Below are 10,945 nucleotides of genomic sequence, written 5' to 3'. Positions count from 1 at the left end.
CCGGCAAACCCAAAATGGTCATCCGCATCGCGCTCGCCCGAAAACTCCTGGTCATTCTCAATGCAAAAGCACGAGATGCGCGAAGAGAATTCGAATATGCAACTTGACAACCCAGATAGTCGCTCATTCCTGTGCTTGTCACAGGAATCCAGCCATGGCGCGTCTGCGCCGTGAATGACTTCGGTGCTTGAGACTTGTAGCTATCCTTCGATTTCGCTTCGCCAGGCAATGAAGCCCAAATCGAGGTTCTCCCGCCGCGCGGACGCGCGGTGGCTGGATTCCTGTGACGAGCACAGGAGGGAGAAGCTGCGCCCGACCGCAACTCACCCATTCCCGATCAGGATACCGGCGCCGAGCACTAGGCTGCCGCCGAGGACGACCTGGAAGGCGGCGCGCAGGAAGGGGGTTTCCATGTAGCGGTTCTGGATGAAGGCGATTGCCCAGAGTTCGAAGAACACGACGACGGCGGCGGTGATCGTCGCTGTCCAGAAATGGGGGATCAGATAGGGCAGTGCATGGCCAAGGCCGCCGAGCGCGGTCATGATGCCGCAGGCAAGGCCGCGCTTGACCGGCGAACCTCTGCCGGAGATCTTGCCGTCGTCATGGGCGGCCTCGGTGAAGCCCATCGAGATGCCGGCGCCGACGGAGGCCGAAAGACCGACGAGAAAGGTCTGCCAGGTATCCTGCGTGGCGAAGGCGGCGGCGAAGATCGGCGCCAGCGTCGAGACCGAGCCGTCCATCAGCCCGGCAAGACCCGGTTGCACATAGGTCAGCACGAATTGCCGATGCACCGTCGCGTCCTCGTCGTGCTTGACGTCTTCGGGCGTATGTTTGTCGCCCAGCATGCGGGCGATATCCTCATGCCCCTGCTCGGCAAGGGCGAGATCGCCGAGAAGCTCACGCGTCGAGGCGTCCGAGGTTCGTTTTGCCGCCTCGACATAGAAACGATAGGCCTGCTCCTCCATCGCCTCGGTTTCTTCCCGCATCGCATCCAATGAAAGGTTTGCCCTGAGCCAGTCGGGCTTGCGCTCGTAGAAGCCCTGCACATGCTCGCGCCGGATCAGCGGGATGCGCTCGCCGAAACGCTGACGATGGATCTCGATCAGCGATTTGCGATGCGTATCCTCGACCTCGGCCATGTCTTCGAAGACCTTGGCCGAGGCCGGAAATTCGCGGCGCAGCCTGTCGGCATAGGCGAGATAGATGCGGGCATCGTCTTCCTCGGAAGCGATCGCCAGGGCGAGGATCTCCTGCTCGGACAGCGACTCGAAAGATCGTTTCGAGGATCTGAAAAATCGCGCCAGCATGACTTTCTCCAAATTTAGAATTATTCTAAATCTAAAGAAGGTGGTGATAGCGGTCAAGTGCGCGTGCAAGCCAACTGACAGATTGCCGCAAGCGGCACAGAGGACTTTGGCACGCTGCGATAAACACCTATATGGGAGGGCGCCGCATCACGCGGCGCCGGGGTTTTGGAATGGACAATGAGATTCAGGGCCGCCCTGCCCATATCGCGGCGATCCGCGAAAGGGCGGAGGCCGAGATGCGGGAGATGGGCGTCGACGCGGCCTTCATCGACAGGCTGGTTGAGACCTTTTACGGACGCGTGCTGACGCATCCCGATCTCGGCCCGGTGTTCGACGCCCGGCTGTCCGGCCGCTGGCCGGAGCATATGGCGAAAATGAAGAGCTTCTGGTCGGCCGTCGCCTTCCGCAGCGGCGCCTATGGCGGCAAGCCCGTGCAGGCGCACACGGGTGTCCAGAACCTGACGCCCGATCTCTTTCCGAAATGGCTGTCGCTGTTTGCCGCGACGCTCGACGATATCGCCCCAACGCCGGAAGCCAAGGCGTGGTTCATGGCAACGGCGGAGCGAATCGCCAAAAGCCTGACACTGTCGCTCTTCTACAATCCGGCACTCGACGATCCCGCGCGGAAACTCGCCTAAGAAATCTCAGGCCTTTTCCGCCGAGGCGGTGGCGCCGGCGCTGGCCGCCACCACAAGCGCCGTACCGAGCATCTGCAACGCGGTCATCGGCTGGGCGAGGATCAGAAAACCGGCGAGAGCGCCGAGCGCCGGTTCGAGGCTCATCAGGATGCCGAAGGATGCCGACGGCATGCGCCGCAGCGCCACCATCTCCAGCGCGTAGGGCAAGAGCGGCACGAGGATGGCAAGGCCGAGAACCTCGACCAGTCCCTTCACTGTGAAGGCGCCCCCTGTCTCGGCAAGACCGAAGGGTGTCGCGACGAGGCCGGCAACGATCAGCGACATGGAGAGGCCTTCCAGCCCCTTGAAGGCAGCGCCAACCTTCTTCGTCAGCAGGATATAGACCGCCCATCCCACAGCCGAGCCGAGGGCAAAGAGGACGCCTGAGGAATTGCCGACCCAGCCTTCGCCGTCATGGGCGAGGAAGAGAATACCGGCCGCAGCGATCAATGGCCAGGTAAGCCGCCAGCTCAGGCCATAGCCGAAGACGGCGACCGCGAGCGGCCCGAGGAAATCGATGGCGATCGCCAGGCCGAGCGGCAGCCGCTGGATCGCCGCGAAGAAACACAGCGTCATGGCAGCCGTCGTCGTGCCAAGCAGCAATGTCGCCCGCCATTGGGCGCCGCTATAACGCAGCACCGAAGGCCTGACGACGGCGGCAAGGATGATCGCCGCGAAAGCAAGCCGCAGCCAGGTGGCGCCAGCAACGCCATAGGTCGCAATAGCTGAAGAAGACAGTGCCGCGCCGAACTGGATCGACGACATCGACATCAGGCACATGGCGACACCGGCCGCCAAACCGCCAGAAGTCGGGGATACGCCCGGCTGAGCAATCAAGGCTGCGCCGTCCGTCCCGGTCTCGATATTCTTGATGTCCATGTGGCCCCCGATCCTGGCGCGGTTTTAGGCCGAGACGGGTGAGAACCAAATTCAAACTTTTCATGCCGGGATCAAGAGCGCTGATGCTGAGGCGTCAAGGAACGGCCGGCAAGAATGACCTCTTCGGCATCTTCGAAGCTCATGTCGAAGACCTTCCTGCCGATGTCGAAGCTGAAGCCGTTGCGGGCAAAAGCCGAAAGCTCTTTCGCCTTTCGCTTTTCGTCAAGCTCGACCCGGCGGAAGGGGCCGAAGGCGCGCTTGCGGGCAAATATCGCTGCGGCATAGAGATCGTCAGCCTCTTCAAGTGCTGCCTCGACCTTGTCGCTGGAGACGCCCTTGGCAGCTAGCTTCTGGGCGATCGCGCGCTTCGATTTACCGCCGCGCACGGCAGAGCGCGTGCTGATCTCCGCATAGGCGCTGTCGTCGAGCACCTTGTTGTCATAGGCAAATTTGACCGCGAAATCGGCGATGGCCTTGAGTTGCGCCGCGCTGATATCCTCGAATTTCTCCTTCGCCTTGCGGCTGATGGCGTCAAACAGCTGCTTTTCCGTCATCATCCGCCGTTCCAGGCGATAGATAGCGGAATTGCGCGCCCAGCTCAGCATGCGGGATGTCGGGATATCGGATGGAACGGTCTCGTCGGTCATCGGCGGTGATCAGGCTTCCAGACCCTTGAGGACGTTGGCTACGTTAAGGCCGATCTCCGGCACGCCGTAACCGCCCTCCATGCAGGCGAGCACCGGCAAGCCGGTGGCAGAAATCATCTCGCCCATGCGGGTGAAATCGTCGGAGGTGAGGCTGAAGAAGGAGATCGGGTCGCGCTCGAAGGTGTCGACGCCGAGGGCTACGACGATCGCCTCGGCGCCGAAGGTCTTGATGCGGGTGAGCGCATCGGCAAGGGCCGAAGACCAGACATCCCAAGGCGTACCCGGCGGCATCGGATAGTTGCGGTTGCTACCTTCGCCCTCCCCCTCACCTTCCTCGTCGGCATGGCCGAGGAAATAGGGAAAGGCGTGCATGGGATCGCCATGCAGCGATGCGGTGAACACATCGCCGCGGCGATAGAAGAGATCCTGCGTGCCGTTGCCATGGTGGAAATCGACATCCAGCACCGCGACTTTGCTCGCACCGCGATCGAGCAGCCGCTGCGCGGCGACGCCCGAATTGTTGATGAAGCAGTAGCCCCCGAAGAGATCGATGCCGGCATGGTGGCCGGGCGGGCGGCAAAGCGAAAAGGCGAAGCGATTGCCCTGCGTCAGCCAGTCGGCGCCGGTGATGGCACAGCGCATGGAAGCGATCGCTGCCTCGTAGGAGCCCTTGGTGATCGAAGTATCGGCGGCATTGGCGTAATGGCCGATCGCGCCGACGATATTGTCGGGCACGCGCTGGCTGGTGCGGCGAACGGCGAAGGAATTGGCGATCGCCTCGCCGGTGAAACCGGCCGCCACCCAGCGGTCCCAGACGGCGGCAAGAAAATCCAGATAGGCGGGATCATGCACTTTTCGAGCCGTTTCCAACCCGTGCGCATCGGGCGCCACGACATCGGTAAAGCCCGCCTCCTTGACCGCCGCCAGGATCCATTCGGCGCGAAACGGCGCCTCGAAGGGCGTCACCAGCTGACCGGCGTGCAGCTCCGTCCTGGCATCGCGCAGCTTGTGATCCTCGGTATAGATGACGCGCATTTCAGATCCTGCCTTTGATTGACAATGGAGATTTACACGGCTCGGCCCCGACAAAAAAGCGGCGCGGGCTCTTGATCGTCTGGAATAATGACGCCACCTTCGCCGGTGTTTTGAGAACGAGGAAATTTTCCGGATGAAAGTGCTGATGGTCGATGTCGACGGCGTGCTCATTCATGGTCGTCCAACCGATGGCCTGCCTCTCTTCACCTACCTCGAGCGCGATCTTGGCCTGCGCCTCGACCTGCTGCAGCAGGAATTCTTTCAGACGCACTGGGGCGATATCATCATCGGCCGCGCGGCGCTGGAGCCGCGGCTCGCCGGCGTTCTCGCAAAGATCGCGCCCCATCTCAGCGCCGCGACGCTGATCGATTACTGGTTCGAAAACGATTCCCGCCTCGATCTCAATCTGCTCGAAGAACTCGCTACCCTCAGGCAAAGCGGCATCACTCTCTTGCTGGCGACCAACCAGGAGCATAGGCGGGCACGCTACCTGATGGAGCAGATCGGCCTTAAAGCGCATTTCGACGACATCATCTATTCCGCAGCACTCGGGCACAGCAAGCCTTCGCCCGATTTCTTCCGGCTGGCGACCGAGCGGGCCGGCGTGCTGCCCGGCGAGATCGCCTTCATCGACGATATGGCGGTGAATATCGAAGCGGCGCGGCAATTCGGCTGGAATGCCGCGCACTGGACGGCGGGCGCGACGCTTGGCGGCACGCTTCCGGTCTTCGCCAGGACGGCTTGAGCGGGGCCGGCGCAATCAGGCGAGCCGTTTGTAGAACAGGGTGGTGGCGCAGAAGCCGCCTTCCGGCCACAGCGCATAATCGGGGATGACACCGACACGCTGCCAGCCCAGGCGCGGATAGATCGCCTCGGCATCGCTGCCGGTTGCCGTATCGAGCACGAGCAGGGTCTTGCCGCGGCTTGCCGCCTCGCGCTCGGCAGCCTCCATCAGCATCCTAGCGAGGCCCTTGCCGCGGGCGGAGCGGTGTACCAGCAGCTTCTTCAGGTCGCCGCGATGCGGCTGGTTCGGCATCTGCGCGGCCCCCACCTGCACCGTGCCGACGATCCTGCCGTCGAGTTCAGCGATCAGCAGCAGATTGCCGCCGGTGGCAACGGCATCGGCGACATCGCGCCAATAGGGCTCGGCATCTTCAGACCGATAGGGCTGCATGAAGCCGACGGAGGCGCCGCCCGCGACGCAATCGACAAGCACCTCCGAAAGAGCCGGAATGGCCGCGCGGGCCTCCTCGGCGGAAAGTGTACGAATAGCGGGCATGCTGTTCTCCTGAAATGGATGTTTCTATCGGCCGCCGCGATCGAGCACGACGCAATAACGCGCCGGCGCGTTGCCGGGATTGTGGAAGACATGGCCCTCGCCGACCGGCATGAAGAGGCAATCGCCCGGGCGCAGCCGATAGACAGTCTCAGCCGCCGTCATCTCCAGCTCGCCGTCGAACAGCCAGATATGCTGCGTCATGCCATGGGCGCCCGCATGCGGGGGGAAGCTGACGCGGGCGCCGGCCGGGAATTCGACCTCGACGATATCAACATCGGAGGCCGTGCCCGGGGGCGAAACAGACCGCCGCATATATCCCGTCTCCGGATCGCGCCAGACCTGCTGTTCCTGCCGACGGGCGAGCGGCGAGGCCCGCCCCTCTTCCGCAAAGAAGGCTGACAGCGACAGGCCGAGCGCGGCGCAGATCCTTGCCAGCAGCGAGGCGGTCGGGCTCGCCTCCGCCCGCTCGATGCGCGAGATCATCGCCCGGCTGACGCCGGAGGCCGCAGCAAGATCATCAAGCGTCAGAGCCTTTTCCTGCCGCAGCGTGCGGATGCGGATGCCGATCGCCTGTTCGAGTTCCGGTTCCATTTTCCCGTTCCGTGATTCCACTATAAGAGAAATACATTATCCGATGATGGAATCAAGGGCCTACGAAAAGCGGCCAAACGCGCCTTGCTTTCGCCGCTGCGCCGTCCATATATGGCGGCGTAATCCGAGGAGAGAGTGATGGACGCCAGCACACAGAGCACGGAACTGACGGGAAGCTTCACGGCTGCCGCCTGGGACAGGATCGCGCCGATCATGGCTGAAATCGAGGCGTTGCCGCTGCTGCAGCGGCTTTCGGACGGCACGCTGCCGCCGGAGGTCTTCCGGCATTACATCCTGCAGGATGCGCTCTATCTGAAGCATTATGCGCGATGCCTTGCGATCGTCGCGGCCAAGGCGCCCGACAATGCGCAGGTCCTGCGCTTCCTCGGTTCGGCGCAGAAGGCAATCACCGTCGAGCAGGGGCTGCATGCCGGCTTCCTCACCCAGTTCGGCATCACCTCCGCCGATGTCACATCAGCTGAGCCCTCGCCTGCCGGCTTTGCCTATACGAACTTCCTGCTTGCCACCGCCTATCACAGCTCCTACGCGGTGGCGCTGTCCTCGATCCTTCCCTGCTTCTGGATCTACTGGCATGTCGGCGAAGCGATCAAGAACCGGTCTGTTATCGAAGGCAATGCCTTCCAGGCCTGGATCAACACCTATGGCGATCCACAATTTGCTGCCGGTGCCCGCGAAGTGATCGCGTTGACCGACATCGCCGCCCGCGCCGCATCGCCGATTGAGCGCGCGCAAATGACCCATGTCTTCGTACGCGCCTCGCAATATGAATGGATGTTCTGGGATTCGGCCTGGCGGCAGGAGACGTGGCCGGTCTGATACGCGTCCGACACAGGACGAAATAGCGTAAACAGCGGGATAATTACCGCTTTGCGGCAGGGGGCGGCGCTGCTATATGGCGCGCATGAGCACCAATTCCACCACTCCGCTGTCCCATATCCGCAACTTTTCGATCGTGGCCCATATCGACCACGGCAAATCGACACTGGCCGACCGCCTGATCCAGACGACGGGCGGCCTTGCCGAGCGCGAAATGTCCGAGCAGGTGCTCGACAATATGGATATCGAGCGCGAGCGCGGCATCACCATCAAGGCCCAGACCGTGCGCCTGCATTACCAGGCGAACAACGGCGAGAAATACATTCTCAACCTGATCGACACGCCCGGCCACGTCGACTTCGCCTATGAAGTCTCACGGTCGCTATCGGCCTGCGAGGGTTCGCTGCTCGTCGTCGACGCCAGCCAGGGCGTCGAAGCGCAGACGCTCGCCAACGTCTATCAGGCGATCGACAACAATCACGAGATCGTCACCGTCCTCAACAAAATCGACCTGCCGGCCGCCGAACCCGACCGCATCAAGGAACAGATCGAGGAAGTGATCGGCATCGACGCTTCGGAGGCCGTGCTGATTTCGGCAAAGACCGGCCTCGGCATTCCCGACGTGCTGGAAGCGATCGTCCACAAGCTGCCGGCGCCGAAGAGCCCCGGCGGCGAAAAGGCGCCGCTGAAGGCGCTGCTCGTCGACAGCTGGTACGACGCCTATCTCGGCGTCATGGTTCTCGTCCGTGTCATCGACGGCGTGCTGACCAAGGGCCAGACGGTGCGGATGATGGGCACCGATGCGAAATACCAGGTGGAGCGCGTCGGCGTGCTGACGCCGAAGATGGTCAATATCGACCGCCTCGGCCCCGGCGAGATCGGCTTCATCACCGCCTCGATCAAGGAAGTGGCCGATACCCGCGTCGGCGACACGATCACCGAAGACAAGCGGCCGACAGCCCAGGCGCTGCCGGGCTTCAAGCCGGCGCAGCCGGTGGTGTTCTGCGGCCTCTTCCCGGTCGATGCCGCGGATTTCGAGGATCTGCGCGCCGCCATGGGCAAGCTTCGCCTCAACGACGCCTCCTTTTCCTTCGAAATGGAATCGTCGGCGGCCCTCGGCTTCGGCTTCCGCTGCGGCTTCCTCGGCCTGCTGCATCTCGAAATCATCCAGGAACGGCTGGAGCGCGAGTTCGACCTCGACCTCATCGCCACCGCACCCTCGGTCGTCTACAAGATGTACATGACCGACGGCACAGAGCGCGAACTGCACAATCCGGCCGACATGCCCGATGTCGTCAAGATCTCCGAAATCCACGAGCCGTGGATCCGCGCGACGATCCTGACGCCCGACGATTATCTCGGCGGCATCCTGAAGCTCTGCCAGGACCGGCGCGGCATCCAGATCGAGCTTACCTATGTCGGCACGCGCGCGATGCTGACCTACGACTTGCCGCTCAACGAAGTCGTGTTCGATTTCTACGACCGGCTGAAGTCGATCTCGAAGGGTTATGCCTCCTTCGACTATACGCTGACCGACCACCGCGAGGGCAACCTCGTGAAGATGTCGATCCTCGTCAACGGCGAACCGGTCGACGCGCTGTCGATGATGGTGCACCGGACGGCCGCCGAAAAGCGTGGCCGCGACATGTGCGAGAAGCTCAAGGAGCTGATCCCGAAGCACATGTTCAAGATCCCGATCCAGGCGGCGATCGGCGGTAACGTCATTGCCCGCGAGACGATCTCGGCGCTACGCAAGGACGTGACCGCGAAATGCTACGGCGGCGACGCCACCCGCAAGCGCAAGCTGCTCGACAAGCAGAAGGCCGGCAAGAAGCGCATGCGCCAGTTCGGCAAGGTGGAGATCCCCCAGGAAGCGTTTATCGCAGCGTTGAAGATGGGCGACGAATAACGCTTCTCAACGTCATCTTATGCGCATATCATCTGCGCATAAGATTGAGGAGATCGTTATGGCTCAGCAGACGAGAAAAGCAGCGAACCTGTCTCTTGACGAAGGTCTCGTCTCTCAGGCGCGCGAGCTCCAGATCAATATATCCCGGGCGGCGGAGGACGGCATCGCAAAGGCCATAAAGGTGGAGCGAGAGCGGCTTTGGCGCATCGAGAACGCTGAGGCTATTGCCGCTTCCAATGCCTATGTCGAAAAGCACGGTCTGCCGTTTCAGAAATATCGACAGTTCTGATGGCTCGGTTTCATGTTTACAATCTCATGCATACCGACGCGCTCGCCCTTGATCTGCAGTCCGACTTGCTTGGTGAGCTGACAACGCGGACCATGGCGCCGATGCTTCCATTAGAAGCACTTCCCAAAATCATGCGTCAGCTCAACCCACAATTCGTGATCAATGACCTGCCCTATGTGATGGCTACCCAATTCACCGGCGCAATTTCCGTAAAGGAGATTGGAGGCGTGGTGGCGGATCTGACCGCCGACAGCGATCGCATTATCGCTGCCGTCGACTTTCTCTTCCAGGGCTTCTGAGATCAACTCCGCGCCATATACTCCTTCACCAGCCCCTCATACGCGTCCATCTCAGGCAGCGCCTCATAGCTGTACACCGCGCCAGTCTCGGCGAATGACAGCTTCTCGCTTGTCCACGTCTCGATGAAGGGCGTAAACCAGCTGGGGTCGTCGAGCATCGTCACGCGCAGATTGACGAACCAGTCCATGCCTTCCGGGCGGGTGAACATCCAACTCATGCAATGCGGGCAGAAATAATGCTTCGTGACGCCATGCAGACCGCCGATGACCGGCTCGCCTTGCGTCACTTCGAAGCCTTCGCTCGGGATGGCCGCACTCAGCGAATAGGCGCTTGATGTCATCTTCTGGCAGCCCGTGCAATGGCAGGCCATGGTGAGCAGCGGCGGGGCGCTGATCTTCAATCGCACCCGGCCGCAACGGCAGCTGCCTTCCATGGGTAAGGTTCGCACGCTCATGATGTCCTCCCGTTTTGCCTTTTGATCTAGCGGAGCTTTCGTCGCTGTCGAGGTGGTGAGGCCATCGCGGAATGGGCGGCTTGCCGGCGCTAGAGCGTTTCCGTTTTCTCCGAATCACGGAAATGCTCTATCTCTTTGTTTTCACGCAATTCCGGACGCAAACCGCTACGCACTTTTGCTGGAATTGCTCTAGCGGATGCGGGCCGGATTGCCGACCACGGTTGCGCCGGCCGGCACATCCCTGGTCACCACCGCACCGGCGCCGACAATCGCACCGTCGCCGATGGTGACGCCGCCGAGGATGATGGCGCTGCCGCCGATCCAGACATCGCTGCCGATGGTGACCGGCCGCGCGATCTCGATACCTGTGCTGCGCAGTGCCGGATCCTTATGATGCTCGGCGCAATAGATCTGCACGCCGGGGCCGAACATGCTGCGGTCGCCGATGCTTACCCGGCCGGAATCGAGGATGGTGCAGCCGGCATTGAAATAGACGCGCTCACCGAGAGTGATATTGATACCGTAGGAGCAGTGAAACGGCGCTTCGATGAAGACATCAGGTGCTGCCTGCGCAAAGAGTGCCTTCAGGGCCGGTGCGACGGCGCCGCGTTCGTCCGGCGGCAGCGTATTGTGGGCGTGGACAGCGGCACGCGCCTGCCGGCGCAGGAGATCGAGCTCGTCATCGAGGCAGCAATACCATTCGCCTGCCGCCATCTTTTCGCGTTCGCTGGCCGGCATCGC

13 protein-coding genes and 3 pseudogenes are annotated in these 10,945 nt (G+C 62.0%); 7 read left to right on the top strand and 9 right to left on the bottom strand.

The features are described 5' to 3' along the window. Nucleotides 1-107, top strand: a pseudogene (locus GFM02_RS26300) (IS110 family transposase); the annotation flags it as partial. A gap of 216 nt (nucleotides 108-323) precedes the next feature. Here the strand turns inward: GFM02_RS26300 and mbfA are convergent. Then, nucleotides 324-1,307, bottom strand: a complete 984-nt coding sequence (gene mbfA, locus GFM02_RS26295) for an iron exporter MbfA (RefSeq protein WP_168323238.1) — start codon at nucleotides 1,305-1,307, stop codon at nucleotides 324-326. Nucleotides 1,308-1,477: 170 nt separating this feature from the next. Here mbfA and GFM02_RS26290 point away from each other — a divergent pair, with 170 nt between their 5' ends. After that, complete coding sequence (locus GFM02_RS26290; protein WP_168323237.1) at nucleotides 1,478-1,945, top strand: group III truncated hemoglobin; 468 nt, start codon at nucleotides 1,478-1,480, stop codon at nucleotides 1,943-1,945. Between the two features lie 6 nt (nucleotides 1,946-1,951). On the opposite strand, the gene GFM02_RS26285 is transcribed toward GFM02_RS26290, so the two are convergent. The 3 genes from GFM02_RS26285 to GFM02_RS26275 form a co-directional block, all read right to left on the bottom strand. Then, nucleotides 1,952-2,863 (bottom strand): EamA family transporter, encoded by a 912-nt coding sequence (locus tag GFM02_RS26285; protein ID WP_168323236.1) that lies wholly within the window; start codon nucleotides 2,861-2,863, stop codon nucleotides 1,952-1,954. A gap of 71 nt (nucleotides 2,864-2,934) precedes the next feature. After that, complete coding sequence (gene recX, locus GFM02_RS26280) at nucleotides 2,935-3,510, bottom strand: recombination regulator RecX (RefSeq protein ID WP_168323235.1); 576 nt, start codon at nucleotides 3,508-3,510, stop codon at nucleotides 2,935-2,937. A gap of 9 nt (nucleotides 3,511-3,519) precedes the next feature. Further along, nucleotides 3,520-4,545: a histone deacetylase family protein gene (locus GFM02_RS26275; RefSeq protein WP_168323234.1), complete on the bottom strand. Its 1,026-nt coding sequence runs from the start codon at nucleotides 4,543-4,545 to the stop codon at nucleotides 3,520-3,522. Nucleotides 4,546-4,678: 133 nt separating this feature from the next. Here GFM02_RS26275 and GFM02_RS26270 point away from each other — a divergent pair, with 133 nt between their 5' ends. Continuing rightward, nucleotides 4,679-5,290: an HAD family hydrolase gene (locus GFM02_RS26270; protein WP_168323233.1), complete on the top strand. Its 612-nt coding sequence runs from the start codon at nucleotides 4,679-4,681 to the stop codon at nucleotides 5,288-5,290. A gap of 15 nt (nucleotides 5,291-5,305) precedes the next feature. Here GFM02_RS26270 and GFM02_RS26265 read toward each other — a convergent pair whose 3' ends face one another. After that, nucleotides 5,306-5,824 (bottom strand): GNAT family N-acetyltransferase, encoded by a 519-nt coding sequence (locus tag GFM02_RS26265; protein ID WP_168268013.1) that lies wholly within the window; start codon nucleotides 5,822-5,824, stop codon nucleotides 5,306-5,308. 24 nt (nucleotides 5,825-5,848) lie between these two features. After that, entirely contained in the window at nucleotides 5,849-6,415 is a 567-nt protein-coding gene (locus tag GFM02_RS26260) for a helix-turn-helix domain-containing protein (protein WP_168268015.1), read from the bottom strand. 138 nt (nucleotides 6,416-6,553) lie between these two features. Here GFM02_RS26260 and tenA point away from each other — a divergent pair, with 138 nt between their 5' ends. The 4 genes from tenA (at nucleotide 6,554) to GFM02_RS26240 (ending at nucleotide 9,749) form a co-directional block, all read left to right on the top strand. Continuing rightward, nucleotides 6,554-7,252, top strand: coding sequence for a thiaminase II (gene tenA, locus GFM02_RS26255; RefSeq protein WP_168323232.1), 699 nt, complete (start codon nucleotides 6,554-6,556; stop codon nucleotides 7,250-7,252). Between the two features lie 76 nt (nucleotides 7,253-7,328). Further along, a complete protein-coding gene (gene lepA, locus GFM02_RS26250) occupies nucleotides 7,329-9,161 on the top strand; it encodes a translation elongation factor 4 (RefSeq protein ID WP_003544593.1) in 1,833 nt (610 codons plus the stop codon). A gap of 58 nt (nucleotides 9,162-9,219) precedes the next feature. Next, on the top strand, nucleotides 9,220-9,450 hold the full coding sequence (locus tag GFM02_RS26245) for a type II toxin-antitoxin system CcdA family antitoxin (RefSeq protein WP_131666812.1): 231 nt from the start codon (nucleotides 9,220-9,222) through the stop codon (nucleotides 9,448-9,450). Continuing rightward, entirely contained in the window at nucleotides 9,450-9,749 is a 300-nt protein-coding gene (locus tag GFM02_RS26240) for a CcdB family protein (protein WP_112905724.1), read from the top strand. Before GFM02_RS26245 ends, GFM02_RS26240 begins: the two co-directional genes overlap by 1 nt. 2 nt (nucleotides 9,750-9,751) lie before the next feature. On the opposite strand, the gene GFM02_RS26235 is transcribed toward GFM02_RS26240, so the two are convergent. The 3 genes and pseudogenes from GFM02_RS26235 to GFM02_RS35760 all read right to left on the bottom strand — a co-directional run. After that, entirely contained in the window at nucleotides 9,752-10,204 is a 453-nt protein-coding gene (locus GFM02_RS26235) for a GFA family protein (protein ID WP_168268021.1), read from the bottom strand. A gap of 195 nt (nucleotides 10,205-10,399) precedes the next feature. Then, nucleotides 10,400-10,543: pseudogene (locus GFM02_RS35765) on the bottom strand (DapH/DapD/GlmU-related protein); the annotation flags it as partial. 243 nt (nucleotides 10,544-10,786) lie between these two features. Beyond that, nucleotides 10,787-10,918 (bottom strand): annotated as a pseudogene (locus GFM02_RS35760) (maltose acetyltransferase domain-containing protein); the annotation flags it as partial. Nucleotides 10,919-10,945 lie beyond the last annotated feature (27 nt).

Source organism: Rhizobium leguminosarum bv. viciae, assembly GCF_012276115.1.
Taxonomy (GTDB): domain Bacteria; phylum Pseudomonadota; class Alphaproteobacteria; order Rhizobiales; family Rhizobiaceae; genus Rhizobium; species Rhizobium leguminosarum_T.
The sequence above is the reverse complement of the archived record's forward strand: the minus strand, read 5'-3'. Positions and strand labels throughout refer to the sequence as shown.

What these genes read in the sequence shown, in the direction of transcription:
- GFM02_RS26240 (WP_112905724.1), top strand. Translation starts at nt 9,450, where the DNA reads ATGGCTCGGTTTCATGTTTACAATCTCATGCATACCGACGCGCTCGCC.
- GFM02_RS26270 (WP_168323233.1), top strand. Translation starts at nt 4,679, where the DNA reads ATGAAAGTGCTGATGGTCGATGTCGACGGCGTGCTCATTCATGGTCGT.
- mbfA (WP_168323238.1), bottom strand. Translation starts at nt 1,307, where the DNA reads ATGCTGGCGCGATTTTTCAGATCCTCGAAACGATCTTTCGAGTCGCTG.
- GFM02_RS26290 (WP_168323237.1), top strand. Translation starts at nt 1,478, where the DNA reads ATGGACAATGAGATTCAGGGCCGCCCTGCCCATATCGCGGCGATCCGC.
- GFM02_RS26285 (WP_168323236.1), bottom strand. Translation starts at nt 2,863, where the DNA reads ATGGACATCAAGAATATCGAGACCGGGACGGACGGCGCAGCCTTGATT.
- GFM02_RS26275 (WP_168323234.1), bottom strand. Translation starts at nt 4,545, where the DNA reads ATGCGCGTCATCTATACCGAGGATCACAAGCTGCGCGATGCCAGGACG.
- GFM02_RS26260 (WP_168268015.1), bottom strand. Translation starts at nt 6,415, where the DNA reads ATGGAACCGGAACTCGAACAGGCGATCGGCATCCGCATCCGCACGCTG.
- lepA (WP_003544593.1), top strand. Translation starts at nt 7,329, where the DNA reads ATGGCGCGCATGAGCACCAATTCCACCACTCCGCTGTCCCATATCCGC.
- tenA (WP_168323232.1), top strand. Translation starts at nt 6,554, where the DNA reads ATGGACGCCAGCACACAGAGCACGGAACTGACGGGAAGCTTCACGGCT.
- recX (WP_168323235.1), bottom strand. Translation starts at nt 3,510, where the DNA reads ATGACCGACGAGACCGTTCCATCCGATATCCCGACATCCCGCATGCTG.
- GFM02_RS26245 (WP_131666812.1), top strand. Translation starts at nt 9,220, where the DNA reads ATGGCTCAGCAGACGAGAAAAGCAGCGAACCTGTCTCTTGACGAAGGT.
- GFM02_RS26265 (WP_168268013.1), bottom strand. Translation starts at nt 5,824, where the DNA reads ATGCCCGCTATTCGTACACTTTCCGCCGAGGAGGCCCGCGCGGCCATT.
- GFM02_RS26235 (WP_168268021.1), bottom strand. Translation starts at nt 10,204, where the DNA reads ATGAGCGTGCGAACCTTACCCATGGAAGGCAGCTGCCGTTGCGGCCGG.